We start from the raw sequence: 15,865 nt of genomic DNA, 5'->3' as shown, positions 1-15,865 counted from the left end.
CGGGTGCTTTCTGGAGGGGATGTGCCGGCCGCGTCAGAAACGGCCGACGATGGTGACGTGCTCGCGCATGCGGCGAGCAGCTTCGTCGGAATCGCCGGCGTCGATCGCCGCAAGGATGGCGCGGTGACCGGTCAGCGAAGTAGCGCGTCCTGTGGGACTCGCATGGGAGATGCGACGGAAGTCGCTGACCCATTCCGACGTCGCACGGCTGAGCGCGACGATGAGATGGTTGTGCGTTGCCGCGGCGATGGCCTCGTGGAAGCGCTGGTCGCGCTCGAGGGACTCCTCCGTGGATACGGCTTCAGCCTCGAAGTCGCAGTGGCCGGCCAGCAGCAGCAGGTCGCTGCCGGTCCGGCGTCCCGCGGCGAGGCCGGCGATCTGGGGCTCGAAGGTCGTGCGGAAGTCGATGACCTCCGTGGCGTCCCGCTCGGATTCGGACATGTCGCGCAGCAGGGAGACGGCGGTGTCTGATGCGCTCAGGAGCACGGTGCCCGACCCCTGTCGTCTCCGGACGACCCCCTTGAGCGTCAGCTCGTGGATGGCTTCGCGGACGGTCGTGCGCGAGACGCCGAGCTGCGTCGCCAGGTCGCGCTCGGGCGGCAGGGCAGCGCCCGCGCCGACCTCGCCGCTCTCGATGAGCTCCAGGATTCGTGCGGCGATGGCGCTCGAGGTCGCGATGCGCGGCACCCCGCCGAGCGAGGCCCATCCGTTGGTTGACACGCGATGTACAGTAACAGAATTGGTCCGACCACCCCACCACTTGCTCGGCCCGCCCGAATCGAGAGTGAGCCCTGCATGGATGTGATGAGCCCTCTGGGACTCGGCATTCTCGCGATCGCCGCCGCCTGTGCAGGCATCATCAACACCGTCGTCGGGTCGGGGACCCTGATCACCTTCCCCACGCTTCTGGCGCTGGGCGTCCCGCCGGTCATCGCCAACATGACCAACACGGTGGGCCTGGCGATCGGGAACATCGGCGGCGTCATCGGCTACCGCCGCGAACTCGCCGGGCAGCTACGCACGGTGATGCCCCTGGCTGCGGTGACCGCGGTCGGCGCCGTCGTCGGGGCGCTCGCGCTCCTCGCGCTGCCGGCCGGCGTGTTCTCCGTCGTCGCGCCGGTGCTGGTCCTGATCGGGTGCCTGCTCGTCGGCATCCAGCCCCTCCTGCGCCGCAGCGGCGAGCGCGACCGGGCACCGGCGCCGGGGTGGCTGCGCTTCCCGCTGACCGCGGTGACGGGTGTGTACGGCGGCTACTTCGGGGCGGCGCAGGGCGTGCTGATCGTCGGCTGCCTGGAGCTGACCATGACGGAGCACATTCAGCGCATCAACGCGATCAAGAACGTACTCCAGACTCTCGCCGGCGGTGTGGCGACGGTGGTCTTCCTCTTCACCGCCACCCTGCCGTGGGTCGCCGTGGTGACGATCGCCGTCGGCTCGCTCGGCGGCGCCTTGATCGGGGCGTCGATCGGCCGCCGCCTGCCGGCCTGGCTGCTGCGTGTCCTCATCATCGTGATCGGCGTCGTCGCGGTGATCTTCCTCGTCTGGTGAGCGCTCGATCGGGCGCAGCGACGTCGCCCGTGCTGCACTCGCCGTCGCCCGTGGACCTCGAGCGTCCGCGTATCTCGAGCGGTCGTGTCGGAAGCGCCTCCTATCCTGACGGGCGTGCCCCACCGACGCGGCGCAGAAGGGTGCGATCGATGGCAACGAAGCTCGGCAACATCACCTTCTACGCGGATGACCCGCCGGAACTCGCCCGGTTCTGGGCCGGAGTGTTCGGCTACCGCGCGCTCACGTGGAAGGAACCGCTCAAGAGCGAGCTGCTCGCGTCGGGGCTGACCGACGCAGATCTGGCCAGCCGCGCGGTCGTGGAGGATCCCGACGGCATCGGGCCGCGTCTGTTCTTCCACCATGCCTCCGAGCCGAAGTCCGGGCGCAACCGGCTCCACCTCGACATCAGTGCCACGCCGGGGCGCAGGCCGACCGCAGAGGAACTCGAGGCCGAGAAGGATCGTCTTCTCGGGCTCGGCGCCTCGGTCGTGCGGCTCATCGACCAGAGCTGGGGGCCGTGGCCCGAGCACTACTACCAGATGCGTGATCCGGAGGGCAACGAGTTCTGCCTGCAGTGAGCGCTCAGCCGGTGAGCTGCGCGCCGATCGTCGAGCGCACGGATGCCGGCACCGGCGTCGGCCGCCGGGTCCGCGGTCAGGCGAACGCGCCCACCCCCGTGATGTCGCGGCCGATGAGCAGGGCCTGCACCGACTCGGTGCCCTCGTACGTGTGGATCGCCTCGATATCGGCCATGTGCTGCATGACGCGGTTCTCCAGAAGGATGCCGTTGCCGCCGAGCAGGTCGCGGGCGATCGCCGCGACCCGGCGCGCGGCGCTGGTGTTGTGGTACTTCGCCAGCGACGCCTGGGTGGGCCGCAGCCGCCCGACCGTTTCCAGATCGGCCATGCGACGACAGAACAGCTGCATCGCCGTCAACTCGTCGAGCATCTGGGTGAGGCGCTCCTGGATCATCTGGAAGCGGACGAGGGGCTTGCCGAACTGGACCCGCTGCTGCGCGTACGACAGTGCGGCCTCATAGCAGGCGGTGGCATGTCCGAGGGCCGACCACGCGACACCCGAGCGGGTCGAGTACAGCACCGTCGAGGCATCCTTGAAGGAGTGCGTACCGGGCAGCACCGAATCCAGCGGGACCCGCAGGTCGGTCATCGTGATGTGCGCCTGGTGGATCGCCCGCAGGGACGCCTTGCCCAGGATCGGCCGGCCGTCGTATCCCGGCGTGTCCTGCGCGACGAGGAAGGCCCGCACCTTTCCGTCGTGGTCGGGGTCGGACGAGTCGGCCACGCGCGCCCAGACGACCGTGACCCCGCCGGAAGAGCCGTTGCCGATCCACTTCTTCGCACCGTTGAGAATCCACGAATCGCCGTCCCGCCGCGCCTCGGTCTCGAGCGAGACGGAATCGGATCCGTGGTCCGGCTCGGTCAGGGCGAATGCGGCGAGCACCTCTCCGCGGGCGATCGGCTCGAGCCAGTGCGACTTCTGCGTGTCACTGCCGAAGAGCGCGAGCGAGCGCAGCGCGAGCCCGCCCTGCACGGCGAGGATCGTGCCCAGGGAGCCGTCGCCGCGCGAGATCTCCATGTTCACCAGACCGGCCGCCAGCGGGGAGGAATGGCTGAGGCCTTCGTGCACGAGCCCGTCGGTGAACAGGTCGAGCTCGCCCATCCGCCGCGCCAGGTCGAGGTCGTACTCGCCGCGATCCCACAGCCCGTCCATTCGGGGAAGCACCTCCTCGACGAAAGCCCGGGCGCGGTCCCACACCGCACGGTCGGCGGCGGGGACGTCGTCGAAGACCGCGTAGTAGTCGGTGTCGAGCCGGTCCGAGACGTCGTAGCCGGCGGTGCGCTCACCGGGGCGGGGAGTGTGGCTCATGCGAACAGGATACCGGTACTCAGTACCGCGAGGAATGAGACCCGATCCCAGGCGGGGGGACGTGCACTCTCGGGGGCGGGACGTGCACTCTCGCGAGTGGGGAGGTGCACTCTCGGGAGTGGGGAGGTGCACTCTCGGGAGTGGGGAGGTGCACTCTCGGGAGTGGGGAGGTGCACTCTCGGGAGCGGGGAGCAGGAGGGGGCGGGGTGGGCGCGGCTCAGCGCGGGGACTCCAGGCGGCCGCGCAGCCGCCTCGTCAGCTCGGCGGGCGGCATCCGCCGGGGGAACACCGCCACCACGACGTCGTCAGGCGCAGAGCCGGATCCGTCCGGGTGCACCCCGTAGCGCCGGCGCACGTCATCCAGCGCGTTGCGCAGCACGCCGACACGCACGCGCGCGCCCCTGAGCAGCTGCCGCAGCACGTGATTGTGCACCGCCGCCACCAGAGCGGAGAAGCCCACCGCATCGAGCGGGTCCAGCCCGGGAATCGCTGCGCGCAGGTAGTCGTCGAAAAGGCGCTCGTATCGGAAGACCGTGACGATCTCGCGCTCGCGGAGCGCAGGAACCTGGCGCACCACCGTGTAGCGGCGGCGCGCCACGGCGGGCTCCGCGGCGAAATGGCGGAACACCCGCTCGGAGGCCTGGCAGACCGCGGCCCACGGGTCGTCGTGTCCTTCGCCCAGCCACTCGCGCAGTTCGTCCAGGAGGACTTCATGGTCGGCGAAGACCACGTCCTCCTTGCCGCCGAACTGCCGGAAGAACGTGCTGCGCGACACGCCTGCGGCGCGCGCGATCTGCTCGACGGAGGTCGCTTCGAATCCCTGGCGTTCGAACAGTTCCAACGCCGCCGCCACGACCGGCGTCCGCGCGGCCGACGGTGACGGAGTCTCGCTCATGTCGACCGAGCCTAGACCCCGCACTCCGCGGCGTGCGGCAGCCGCCGATCGGCTCAGGCGGTCGGGCGGCCGCGGTGTCAAGCCGGTAGACGACGACGCGGCGGGGGAGTTCACTGGGCCGATGACGTCCCTGTGGAAGGCCGACGGCGCCGTCGTCGCCGGAACACCGTTCGAGATCGGCCGGGAGCACGACGTGGTGGTCGTCGGCGCCGGGATCACCGGGCTGGCCACGGCGTTGATGCTCGCACGCGAGGGGCTGGATGTCGCGGTGCTGGAAGCGCGCGAGGTCGGCAATCTCGCGACCGGCGCCAACACCGGGAAGCTGTCGTTGCTGCAGGGGACGGTGCTCTCCACGATGCGCCGCCATCACCCGGCCGGGCTCGTCCGCGCCTACGTGGACGCCAACCGCGATGGCGCGGAGTGGCTCACCGGCTTCGCCGACGAGGCGGGCGTGTCGTACACCAGGCGCACCGCCTATTCCTACGCCCAGTCCGGTGACGGAACGGAATGCGTCGAGGCGGAGCTCGCAGCCGCGCACGAGGCGGGCCTGGACGTACGTCGCGTGCTGGCGGATGGGACCAGCCCGTTCCCGATGGTGGACGCCGTCGCGCTGGACGATCAGGTCGCGATCGACCCGCAGCAGGTCGCGCTGGCACTCGCCCGCGCGTTCGTCGGCGCCGGAGGCACCCTGCATACCGGCATCCGGGTCACACAGGTGCACGTCCTGCCGCGAGCGGTCGTGGAGACGACCGCCGGGTTCACCACCGCCGGTCAGGTCGTGCTGGCCACCGCTGCCCCGATCATGGAGCGGGGCTTCTACTTCGCCAAGACCCGCGGGCTGCGCTCCTACTGCGTCGCGTTCGACGTGGACGGTGAGATGCCCGAGGGCCTGTACCTCTCGGTGGACGGCCCGACCCGGTCGATCCGCTCCGTGACGGCGGAGGACGGTCCGGGTCAGCTCGCCCGGCTGATCGTGGGCGGCAACGGGCACCCGGTCGGCAGGGCCGAGTCCGAACGCGGTCATGTCGAGGACCTGATCCAGTGGACGCGCCGGCACGTCCCGGGTGCGCAGCCGCGGATGTCGTGGTCCGCGCAGGACTACCAGTCCCACGACCTGATGCCCTTCGTCGGAGCGATGCCCCGCGGACTCGGGCGTGTGCGGTTCGCGACCGGATTCGGCAAGTGGGGCCTGTCCAACGGGCCGGCCGCGGCGCTTCGGCTCACCGCCGAGATCACGCGCGTGCCGTGGCGTGAACGACCCGAGTGGATGACGACCATCGCCCGCAGGATGACCGTGCCCGCCGACCTCGGCCGCGGCGGCGTGGAGAACCTGCGCATCGGTTGGGAGGCCGCGTCGGGCTGGGTCGGCGCCCAGCGAACGCCCGTCCCGGTCGCCAAGCCGGCGGAGGGACAGGGCGTCGTGGCCAACCGCGGCGGCCACCCCGTGGCGGTGTCCACCGTCGACGGCACGACCCGTGCCGTCAGTGCGGTGTGCACCCACCTCGGCGGGGTGCTTTCCTGGAACGACCAGGAGTGCAGTTGGGACTGCCCCCTGCACGCATCCCGCTTCGCGCCGGACGGCACGCGGATAGAGGGCCCCGCCACCAAGGACCTTCCGCGCCTGGGCCGGTCGGGACCTTCCACCACGCGGTAGTACGCTTGTGGATTGGTCGATCTCTCTCGACATCAAGACGCTTTCGCGTCATCTCCCCTTTCATCCCAGCGGAGGCTTGCACTGTGGATCTGTACGAGTACCAGGCACGTGACCTTTTCGAGAAGTACGGCGTGCCGGTGCTCGCCGGCATCGTCGCAGACACCCCGGAGCAGGCGAAGGCGGCAGCCGAGAAGATCGGCGGCCTCGTCGTGGTCAAGGCGCAGGTGAAGACCGGCGGCCGCGGCAAGGCCGGTGGCGTGAAGGTCGCCAAGACCCCGGACGACGCGTTCGAGGCCGCCAAGGCGATCCTCGGCCTGGACATCAAGGGCCACGTCGTCAAGCGCGTCATGGTCGCGGCCGGCGCCCGGATCGACAAGGAGTACTACTTCTCGGTGCTGCTGGATCGCGCCAACCGCGCGTACCTGTCGCTGGCCAGCGTCGAGGGCGGCATGGAGATCGAGGAGCTCGCGGTCGAGCGCCCCGAAGCCCTGGCCCGCGTGGAGGTCAACCCGCTGACCGGCATCGACAAGCAGAAGGCGGTCGAGATCGCCGAGGCGGCCGGCTTCGCCCCCGAGCTGGTCGACAAGGTCAGCGACGTGTTCGTTCAGCTGTATTCGGTCTACAAGGGCGAGGACGCGACGCTGGTCGAGGTCAACCCGCTGGTGCTGACCGAGGAGGGCGACGTCATCGCCCTGGACGGCAAGGTCACCCTCGATGAGAACGCCGACTTCCGTCACGCCGGGCACGCGCTGCTCGAAGACAAGGATGCTGCCGACCCCCTCGAGGCGAAGGCCAAGGAGAACGACCTGAACTACGTCAAGCTCGACGGGCAGGTCGGCGTGATCGGCAATGGCGCGGGCCTGGTGATGTCAACGCTGGATGTCGTCGCCTATGCGGGCGAGAACCACGGCGGCGTGAAGCCGGCGAACTTCCTGGACATCGGCGGCGGCGCCTCGGCCGAGGTCATGGCCGCGGGCCTGGACGTCATCCTGGGCGACCCGCAGGTCAAGAGCGTCTTCGTGAACGTCTTCGGCGGCATCACGTCCTGCGACGCCGTCGCGAAGGGCATCGTCGGCGCGCTGGCCGAGCTGGGGGCGACGGCGACCAAGCCGCTGGTCGTCCGCCTCGACGGCAACAAGGTGGAGGAGGGCCGCGCGATCCTGCGCGATGCCAACCACCCCCTCGTCACCCTGGCGGACACCATGGACGAAGGCGCCGACAAGGCCGCCGAGCTGGCCAACGCCTGATCGCCCGCGAGAAAACAAGGATTCAAGAGATATGTCGATCTTCCTCAACAAGGACTCCAAGGTCATCGTCCAGGGCATCACCGGCGGCGAAGGCACCAAGCACACGGCACTCATGCTGAAGGCCGGCACTCAGGTCGTCGGCGGCGTGAACGCCCGCAAGGCCGGCACCACAGTGCTGCACCACGACGCGGACGGCAACCCGGTCGAGCTGCCGGTCTTCGCCACGGTGGCCGAGGCCATCGAGAAGACCGGTGCCGACGTGTCGATCGCGTTCGTGCCCCCCGCGTTCACGAAGAACGCGATGGTCGAGGCCATCGACGCCGACATCCCGCTGCTGGTCGTCATCACCGAGGGCGTCCCCGTCGGCGACACCGCCGAGGCCTGGGCGTACGCGCAGTCCAAGGGCAACACCACCCGCATCATCGGGCCGAACTGCCCCGGCATCATCACGCCGGGCGAGTCGCTGGTCGGCATCACGCCGGCCAACATCGCAGGGAAGGGCCCGATCGGACTCGTCTCGAAATCCGGCACCCTGACCTACCAGATGATGTACGAGCTGCGCGAGATCGGCTTCTCCACCGCGATCGGCATCGGTGGCGACCCGGTCATCGGCACGACGCACATCGACGCGCTCGCGGCGTTCGAAGCCGACCCCGAGACCAAGGCGATCGTCATGATCGGCGAGATCGGCGGCGACGCCGAAGAGCGGGCGGCGGACTACATCAAGGCCAACGTCACCAAGCCGGTCGTCGGCTACGTCGCCGGCTTCACCGCCCCCGAGGGCAAGACGATGGGCCACGCCGGCGCCATCGTCTCCGGCTCCGCGGGCACGGCGCAGGCCAAGAAGGAGGCCCTCGAGGCCGCCGGGGTCAAGGTCGGCAAGACGCCGTCCGAGACCGCGGACCTGATGCGGGAGATCATCGGTTCGCTCTAGCGGACAGCGCGGAAGGGGGACGGATGCCGCGGCATCCGTCCCCCTTCCGCATTCCCGCTGCACTGCCCGTGTCGCCGCCGGATACGGTGGACAGATGCCACTCACCGGACAGTACAAGCCCAGCACATCGGAATGGGCGCGCAACCAGGCCGAACGCTACGAGGCCTCCAACGGGGCCGAGGCGAACCTCCTGCGCGGGGTGCCGATCATCGTCCTGACGACCGTCGGAGCCAAGTCGGGAGGACTGCGCAAGACCGCTCTGATGCGCGTCGAGCACGACGGGCGGTACGCGGTGGTCGCCTCCAAGGGCGGCGATCCGGACGAGCCTAAATGGGCCGGCAACATGCGCGCGAACCCGCACGTGGAACTGCAGGACGGCGCGGTCAAGCGCGACTACCGGGCGCGAGAGCTGTCCGGGCCCGAGCGGACCGAGTGGTGGGGGTACGCCACCGCGGTCTGGCCGGCGTACGACGACTACCAGAAGCGCACGGACCGGCAGATCGCCGTCTTCGTGCTCGAGCCGATCGCGCCCTGACGGCGATGCCCCCGGCGGGGGTCAACCCGCCCGGGGGCATCTGCACAAGTCCGTGCGAAGCGGTCAGCCCGCCAGCAGCATCTCCACCGGTCCGCGCGCGAAGTACAGCGCGAAGCCTGCGGCGACGACCCACAGCAGAGGGCTGATCTCGCGCGCCTTTCCGGCGAGGGAGCGGACCAGCACCCACGAGATGAAGCCGGCGCCGATGCCGTTGGCGATCGAGTACGTCAGCGGCATCACGGTGACGCTGAGGAACACCGGCAGCAGGATCGAGAAGTCCGAGAAGTCGATGTCCTTGATCTGCGCCATCATCATCGCCCCGACGATCACCAGTGCCGCCGCGGCGACCTCGGTGGGGACGATGGATGCCAGCGGAGTGAAGAACATGGCGACCAGGAACAGCAGGCCGGTCACCACGTTCGCGAACCCGGTGCGTGCGCCCTCGCCGATGCCGGCTCCGGACTCGATGAACACGGTGTTGGAAGAACTGGACGTCAGGCCGCCGGCGACCGCCCCGATGCCCTCCACGATCAGCGCGGACTTGATCCGCGGGAAGTCGCCCTTGGCGTCGGCCAGGCGGGCCTCCTTGGACAGGCCGGTCATCGTGCCCATCGCGTCGAAGAAGTTGGTGAAGACGAGGGTGAACACCAGCATCAGCGCGGCGAGGACCCCGATGCGCTCGAACGAGCCGAAGGACACCTGACCGAGCAGCGACAGGTCAGGGACGCTGACCAGCGACGCGGGAAGCTCGGGGACCGAAAGACCCCAGCCGCCCGGGTTCATCGTGCCGTCGTCCGCGAAGCGCGGTCCGAGGTTCCAGATGGCCTCGACGATCACCGCGACGACACTGCCGGTGACCAGTCCGATCAGGATGCCGCCCTTGACCTTGCGGGCGACCAGGATGCCGGTGAGCAGGAGGGTGAAGACGAAGATGAGCGTCGGAACCGTGCCGATCGAGCCTTCCACGCCGAGGCCGACCGGAGGGGAGGATGCACCGGTCGCGGTGACGAAGCCGGCATCGACGAATCCGATGAACGCGATGAACAGGCCGATGCCGACGGTGATCGCGATCTTCAGCTGCATGGGGACCGCGTTGAAGATCATGCGCCGCAGGCCGGTGGCGGCCAGCAGCACGATGATGAGCCCGTTGATGACGACCAGGCCCATCGCCTCGGCCCATGTCACCTGCCCGACGACCGACACGGCGAGGAAGGAGTTGATGCCCAACCCGGCCGCGAACGCGAACGGCAGGCGGGTGACCAGCCCGAAGAGGACCGTCATGACACCGGCGGTGAGCGCGGTCGCGGCGGCCACCTGGGTGAAGCCGAGGGTGTCGCCGGCGACGTCCGTGCCGCTGGAGAGGATGATCGGGTTCAGGATCACGATGTAGGCCATCGTCACGAACGTGACCAGGCCGCCGCGGATCTCGGCGGAGAGCGTGGAGCCGCGTTTGCTGATCTCGAAGAAGCGATCGAAGGCGTTGCGGGGCGTGCGCGTCTCGACCGCCTCGGTGCTCTCGGGCGGGGACGTGGGTACTGTGCTCATGAATGACCTCCGACGAAGACGCTATCGGAATGGATGCCGCTCCTCTGACCGCCGGTTCAGCGCGGGGTCCGCGGGCCGGCCGGAGGTGCCGCCGATGTCGAGGTGAGCGAGGCGTGCGTGTGCGCCGGGATCGCCGCGCCTGTCGAACTAGGGTCGATGACGCATGCATCGCCTGATCGTCCTTCTTCTCGCCGCCGTCGACGCCGCCATCGCGGCGGCGGTCGGTATCGCGGCGACCCTTGCCCCGCTCACCGTGCTGTGGGTGCTGGGCATGGGCGGGACGGCGGAGTGGGGGACGCTCTGGCCGGCCGGCGCCGCCGTCTGGCAGCTGGGGCATCTCGTTCCCCTGCACGTCACGCTGCCCGGCGATTACCTGGCGGTGGCCGGAATCGATCCGACGGCAGCATCCTTCGTCCTCTCGCTGGCCCCGCTCGCGTTGGCCGTGTTCACCGCGATCTTCGCGGCACGCTCGGGCGTGCGCGCCTCCCAGGCGGACGCGTGGGTGACCGGCGTGATCACCGGCGCTGTCGTGTTCACCGCGCTGGCCGGGGTGATCGCCCTGACCTCGGGCACCGCGATCGCGGACGTCGAGCTGTGGCAGGCGATCCTGATGCCTGCCCTGGTGTACGCCGTGCCGCTGTGCGCGGGAGCCGTCGTGACCGAATGGCGCGAGGCCGGCAGCGGGGTGATCGCCCGGGTGCGCGACCGCGTCGAGGCCGCGCCGCACGGGTGGGCGGATGTCGTCGGTCTCACCGCGCGCGGCACCGCCGTGGTGCTCGCCGGGTTGATCGGGCTGGGCGCGCTCGCTTTCGCCGTCGCGCTGCTGCTGCGCGGCGGCGAGGTGATCGCGCTGTTCGAAGCGGCTCACGTGGACACGCTCGGCGCCGTGATCGTCACGCTCACGGAGCTGGCCTACCTGCCCACGCTCGTGATCTGGGGCATGTCCTTCGTCGCGGGGCCGGGTTTCGCGGTGGGCGTGGACACGGCGGTCTCGCCGGCCGGAACCCAGCTCGGCGTGATCCCCGGCATCCCCGTGCTGGGTGCGCTCCCCGAATCGACCACACCGTGGCTGCTGCTGCTCGCGCTCCTTCCGATCGGGCTCGGGGCGCTGTCCGGCTGGATCGTGCGCTCGCGCCTGGCCGCACCGACCCTGGCAGAGCCGGCCGCGGCGGGGCGGGATGCCGCATCCGACGTCACCCGCAGCCCGGCGCTGAGCGCACTGCTGGCGGGTTCGGATGCGCACCGCTCCTTCGCGGCATCCCCGTCTCCGGAGGTCAGCGGGCCGGCGGGTGGCGCCTCGGACGACGCAGCGGACGACCCGATCGGCGCGCGCCTGGTGATCGCCCTCGGCATCGCTGTGCTGTCCGGTGCTGGAGCGGCGCTGCTCTGCCTGCTGGCCTCCGGCTCGATCGGCCCGGCGCGCCTGGCCGAGGTGGGGCCGCAGCCGGGTCCGGTGGCTCTGGCCGTGGGCGCAGAGGTGCTGGTGGGAGCGGCCATCCTGCTGCTGTCGCCGCGTCGCCGCAGCAGGGCGGGCCGCAGCGACCGGGACCGGGACGGTGCAGAGCCCGCGGCGAAGCCTGCGGGGGAGCCTGCGGGGGAGCCCGCATCCGAGGCGTTCGCATGGTCACCCTCGAGCGCACCGACCGAGCCGGTGGAGTTGCCGGGCGCTTGGACACCCGTCGCCCACGGGATACGGTCCGCCTTCGACGACGCTGCACGGGAGCCGGACGCCGCACCGGAGCCGGAGCCGGAGCGCGAGCCTGCTCCCGCGACCGGGTCCGACGACCCGGACGATACCCCGACCGTCGATCTGGGGCCCCGCAGGCCGAAGCCACTGCCGCCGATAGACTAGGCGCGTGCTCACGGTCGCCGTCCTCATTTCGGGCGCGGGATCCAATCTTCGGGCCCTGCTCGATGAGGCGGCTGAAGCGGATTTCCCCGCGCGCGTCGTCGTCGTCGGAGCGGACCGCGAGGCAGCGGGGTTCGCGCATGCCGAGGAGTACGGCATCCCCACGATGCTCGTGCCGTGGCGCCAGTTCGACTCGCGCGAGGAGTGGGGTGCCGAGCTGGGCCGCCAGCTGGAGGTGTGGAGCCCCGACCTGGTCGTGCTGAGCGGGCTGATGCGGCTGCTGCCTGCGTCTCTCGTCGAGGCGTGGAGCCCGCGGATCATCAACACGCACCCGGCCTATCTCCCCGAGTTCCCCGGTCCCCACGGTGTGCGCGACGCGCTGGCCGCCGGTGTGGCCCAGACCGGTGCGAGCGTCATCATCGTCGACAACGGTGTCGACAGCGGTCCGATCCTCGCGCAGGAGCGGGTCCCCGTCTTCCCCGGGGACGACGAGCACTCCCTGCACGAACGCATCAAGCCCGTCGAGCGCCGGCTGCTGATCGACGTCATCCGCCGCATCGCGACGGGCGACCTCGATCTGGCCGCCGCCCGTTGACCCCCATCCCCTGATCCCCACCCGAGGAGCACCCATGGCCGGCCCCAGCCACGACCCGTCCCTGTACCGCGACCGCGACCTCGTTCCGGTTCGCCGGGCGCTCGTCTCGGTCAGCGACAAGACCCACCTGCTGACGCTGGCGGAGGCGCTGGCCGGCGCCGGGATCGAGATCGTCTCGACCGGCTCCACCGCGGCCACCATCCGCGGTGCCGGCTACCCGGTGACCGACGTCGCCGCGGTCACCGGCTTTCCGGAGTCGCTGGACGGCCGCGTCAAGACCCTGCACCCGGGCGTGCACGCCGGGCTCCTGGCGGACCTGCGTCTCGAGGATCACGAGCGCCAGCTGGACGAACTCGGCATCGCGGCCTTCGAGCTGGTCGTGGTGAACCTGTACCCGTTCGTGGAGACCGTCGCCTCCGGCGCCGAAGGCGACGCGGTCGTCGAGCAGATCGACATCGGCGGACCGGCCATGGTGCGCGCCTCGGCGAAGAACTACGCCAACGTCGCCATCGTCGTCTCGCCCGAGTCCTACCCCGGCGTCATCGAGGCGATCGCCGCCGGCGGCACCAGCCTGGCCCAGCGCCGCGCCCTCGCCGCGCGCGCCTTCGCGCACACCGCCGCCTACGACCGCGCCGTCGCCCAGTGGTTCGCCGAGGAGACGCTCTCCGACGCGGACCTGCCTCAGCACCTCACGATCAAGGCCGAGCGGTTGGAGACGCTGCGGTACGGCGAGAACTCGCACCAGCGTGCCGCGATCTACTCGCGGGTCGGCGGCCATGGCATCGCCCAGGCCACCCAGCTGCAGGGCAAGGGCATGTCGTACAACAACTACATCGACGCGGATGCCGCGCTGCGGGCCGCGTTCGACATGGTGCTGCCGGCCGTGGCGATCATCAAGCACGCCAACCCCTGCGGGATCGCGGTCAGCGCGCCCAACGCGCTGGATGCCATCGCCAGCGCGCACCTGCGCGCACACGAGTGCGACCCCGTCTCCGCGTTCGGCGGGGTGATCGCGGCGAACCGGCGCGTGACGCTGAAGATGGCCGAGAACATGAGGGACATCTTCACCGAGGTCATCGTGGCCCCGGACTTCGAGCCCGAGGCGCTGGAGGTCTTCGCGCTGAAGAAGAACCTCCGCGTGCTGCGTCTGCCGGTCGACTGGCAGCAGGAGCGGATGGATGTCCGGCTCGTCTCCGGCGGTCTGCTGCTGCAGGACGCCGACCGCTTCCCCGACGACATCGAGTCGGTCGCCAAGGACTGGCAGCTCGTCTCGGGCGAGCGCCCGAGCGAGGAGGAGATGACCAACTTCATCTTCGCCTGGAAGGCCTGCCGCGCGGTCAAGTCCAACGCCATCGTGCTCGCGAAGGGCTCGGCGACGGTCGGCATCGGAATGGGCCAGGTCAACCGCGTCGACTCCTGCCGACTCGCCGTCGAGCGGGCCGGCGCACGCGCGGCCGGCTCGGTCGCGGCATCCGATGCGTTCTTCCCGTTCGCCGACGGACCTGCGGTCCTCATCGACGCCGGAATCGGCGGAATCGTCCAGCCGGGAGGATCTGTGCGCGACGACGAGGTGATCGACGCCGCCCGGGAAGCCGGGATCCCCATGTTCTTCACCGGCGAGCGCCACTTCTTCCACTGACGCCCGCAATCCCACCCGCACCGCCCGCCCGCGAGACCGGATAGGCACCACGAGACCGAGGCGAGGCCCCCGGTCTCGTGGCATCCCTCCGCTCTCGCGGTCAATGGGGGGCGGGGCGGCCGTACTCCTCGAGCCAGCGCAGCCACACCTCGCTGAGCGTCGGATACGACGGGACCGCGTGCCAGAGCCGTTCGATCGGCACCTCGCCGACGATCGCCACGGTCGCGGAGTGCAGCAGCTCGGCGACGTTCGCGCCGGCGAAGGTGGCCCCGATCAGCACGCCGCGGTCCTCGTCGACGATGGCACGCGCCATCCCCTGGTAGGCGTCCGCATAGGTGCTCGCCCCCGCGATCCAGGACAGGTCGTAGTCGAGCACGCGGATGCGCCGTCCGGCCGCACGGGCGGCCGCCTCGGTGAGCCCGACCGAGGCGACCTCGGGGTCGGTGAAGGTGACCTGCGGGATGTGGTCGTGATCGGCGGTGGCCACGTGTGCGCCCCACGGGGCGTCGGCCACGGGGTGACCCTTCGCGCGGGCCGCGATCACGTCACCGGCGGCACGCGCCTGGTACTTGCCCTGGTGGGTCAGCAGCGCGCGATGGTTCACGTCGCCCACCGCGTACAGCCAGTCGGTGCCCTTCACCAGCAGCGTGTCATCGACGCTCAGCCACGCGCCCGGCGAGAAGCCGATGCTCTCCAGGCCGAGATCCGTGGTGCGCGGCGTGCGCCCGACGGCGACGAGCACCTGCTCGGCGACGACACGTCCGCCGTCGGACAGTGCCAGCACGGCGTTGCGGTCGGTGCGGTGCGCCGCGGTGACCTCGACGCCGGTGCGGAGGGAGACGCCCAGCCGGGCGAGCGAGGCGGCGACCAGGTCGCCGGCGAACGGCTCCATGCTCGACAGCAGCCGCGACCGGACGATCAGGGTCACCGTGGTGCCGAAGCCGGCGTACGCCGTCGCCATCTCCGCGCCCACCACCCCGCCCCCGAGGATGGCCAGCGACGCGGGGATCGTCTGTGCGCTGGTGGCATCGCGGCTGGTCCACGGTTCGATCTCGCGCAGACCCGGGATGTCCGGCAGCAGGGGTGCCGATCCGGTGGCGACGGCGACGGCGTGGCGGGCGACCAGGTCGGTCACGGTGCCGTCTGCGGCGGTCACCCGGACGCGTTTGACGCCGGTGAACTCGGCGTGACCGCGCAGGAGATCGATGCCGGCGCCGTCCAGCCAGCTCACCTGCGACGCGTCATCCCAGTCGTGGGTGATGCGGTTGCGGCGCCGCAGCACACCCGCGACGTCCACCTCGCCGGTGACCGCCTGCTTCGCCCCGTCGACATCCCGCGCGGCGCGCAGCGCCGCCGCACTGCGCAGCAGCGCCTTGGAGGGCATGCATGCCCAGTAGGAGCATTCGCCGCCGACCAGTTCCGCCTCGACGATGACGGTCGACATACCGCCCTGGACCGCGCGATCGGCGACGTTCTCGCCCACCGCGCCCGCCCCGATCACGATGACGTCGTACTCACGCGCGCTCATCTGCTCACG

14 protein-coding genes are annotated in these 15,865 nt (G+C 70.6%); 9 read left to right on the top strand and 5 right to left on the bottom strand.

The features are described 5' to 3' along the window. Positions 1-33: 33 nt before the first annotated feature. Positions 34-720 carry a FadR/GntR family transcriptional regulator gene (locus QNO12_RS13300; RefSeq protein WP_257503175.1) on the bottom strand — a complete coding sequence of 229 codons (687 nt, stop codon included), beginning with the start codon at positions 718-720 and terminating at the stop codon, positions 34-36. An 84-nt stretch (positions 721-804) separates the two neighbouring features. On the opposite strand from QNO12_RS13300, the gene QNO12_RS13295 reads away from it, so the two are divergent. Continuing rightward, positions 805-1,548 carry a sulfite exporter TauE/SafE family protein gene (locus QNO12_RS13295; RefSeq protein ID WP_257503174.1) on the top strand — a complete coding sequence of 248 codons (744 nt, stop codon included), beginning with the start codon at positions 805-807 and terminating at the stop codon, positions 1,546-1,548. Between the two features lie 149 nt (positions 1,549-1,697). After that, positions 1,698-2,126, top strand: a complete 429-nt coding sequence (locus QNO12_RS13290; protein WP_257503173.1) for a VOC family protein — start codon at positions 1,698-1,700, stop codon at positions 2,124-2,126. 76 nt (positions 2,127-2,202) lie between these two features. On the opposite strand, the gene QNO12_RS13285 is transcribed toward QNO12_RS13290, so the two are convergent. Together QNO12_RS13285 and QNO12_RS13280 are read right to left on the bottom strand one after the other, a co-directional pair. Continuing rightward, on the bottom strand, positions 2,203-3,435 hold the full coding sequence (locus tag QNO12_RS13285) for an acyl-CoA dehydrogenase family protein (RefSeq protein ID WP_257503172.1): 1,233 nt from the start codon (positions 3,433-3,435) through the stop codon (positions 2,203-2,205). A 217-nt stretch (positions 3,436-3,652) separates the two neighbouring features. Further along, a complete protein-coding gene (locus tag QNO12_RS13280) occupies positions 3,653-4,330 on the bottom strand; it encodes a TetR/AcrR family transcriptional regulator (protein WP_257503171.1) in 678 nt (225 codons plus the stop codon). 121 nt (positions 4,331-4,451) lie between these two features. Here QNO12_RS13280 and QNO12_RS13275 point away from each other — a divergent pair, with 121 nt between their 5' ends. The 4 genes from QNO12_RS13275 to QNO12_RS13260 all read left to right on the top strand — a co-directional run bounded on the left by QNO12_RS13275 (position 4,452) and on the right by QNO12_RS13260 (position 8,700). Beyond that, positions 4,452-5,984: an FAD-dependent oxidoreductase gene (locus QNO12_RS13275; RefSeq protein WP_257503170.1), complete on the top strand. Its 1,533-nt coding sequence runs from the start codon at positions 4,452-4,454 to the stop codon at positions 5,982-5,984. 83 nt (positions 5,985-6,067) lie between these two features. Continuing rightward, positions 6,068-7,231 carry an ADP-forming succinate--CoA ligase subunit beta gene (gene sucC / locus QNO12_RS13270; protein ID WP_257503169.1) on the top strand — a complete coding sequence of 388 codons (1,164 nt, stop codon included), beginning with the start codon at positions 6,068-6,070 and terminating at the stop codon, positions 7,229-7,231. A 31-nt stretch (positions 7,232-7,262) separates the two neighbouring features. Beyond that, on the top strand, positions 7,263-8,165 hold the full coding sequence (sucD, locus tag QNO12_RS13265; protein WP_257503168.1) for a succinate--CoA ligase subunit alpha: 903 nt from the start codon (positions 7,263-7,265) through the stop codon (positions 8,163-8,165). Positions 8,166-8,259: 94 nt separating this feature from the next. Further along, entirely contained in the window at positions 8,260-8,700 is a 441-nt protein-coding gene (locus tag QNO12_RS13260) for a nitroreductase family deazaflavin-dependent oxidoreductase (RefSeq protein ID WP_257503167.1), read from the top strand. Between the two features lie 63 nt (positions 8,701-8,763). On the opposite strand, the gene QNO12_RS13255 is transcribed toward QNO12_RS13260, so the two are convergent. Beyond that, positions 8,764-10,245, bottom strand: a complete 1,482-nt coding sequence (locus QNO12_RS13255) for an NCS2 family permease (protein WP_257503166.1) — start codon at positions 10,243-10,245, stop codon at positions 8,764-8,766. Between the two features lie 163 nt (positions 10,246-10,408). Here QNO12_RS13255 and QNO12_RS13250 point away from each other — a divergent pair, with 163 nt between their 5' ends. Genes QNO12_RS13250 through purH form a run of 3 tightly spaced genes read left to right on the top strand, consistent with a single transcriptional unit; the run spans position 10,409 to position 14,328 of the window. Then, the gene (locus QNO12_RS13250; protein WP_257503165.1) at positions 10,409-12,097 is read left to right on the top strand and encodes a cell division protein PerM; all 1,689 of its coding nucleotides are present in this window, start codon (positions 10,409-10,411) and stop codon (positions 12,095-12,097) included. A gap of 4 nt (positions 12,098-12,101) precedes the next feature. Continuing rightward, complete coding sequence (purN, locus tag QNO12_RS13245; RefSeq protein WP_257503164.1) at positions 12,102-12,689, top strand: phosphoribosylglycinamide formyltransferase; 588 nt, start codon at positions 12,102-12,104, stop codon at positions 12,687-12,689. A 34-nt stretch (positions 12,690-12,723) separates the two neighbouring features. Next, on the top strand, positions 12,724-14,328 hold the full coding sequence (gene purH / locus QNO12_RS13240) for a bifunctional phosphoribosylaminoimidazolecarboxamide formyltransferase/IMP cyclohydrolase (protein ID WP_257503163.1): 1,605 nt from the start codon (positions 12,724-12,726) through the stop codon (positions 14,326-14,328). A 100-nt stretch (positions 14,329-14,428) separates the two neighbouring features. Here purH and QNO12_RS13235 read toward each other — a convergent pair whose 3' ends face one another. Further along, on the bottom strand, positions 14,429-15,856 hold the full coding sequence (locus tag QNO12_RS13235) for a dihydrolipoyl dehydrogenase family protein (RefSeq protein ID WP_257503162.1): 1,428 nt from the start codon (positions 15,854-15,856) through the stop codon (positions 14,429-14,431). Positions 15,857-15,865 lie beyond the last annotated feature (9 nt).

The sequence above is a fragment of the Microbacterium sp. zg-B185 genome (genome assembly GCF_030246885.1).
Classification (GTDB): domain Bacteria; phylum Actinomycetota; class Actinomycetes; order Actinomycetales; family Microbacteriaceae; genus Microbacterium.
Note: the sequence above shows the minus strand (reverse complement) of the source record. Positions and strands in the feature narration are given on the sequence as shown.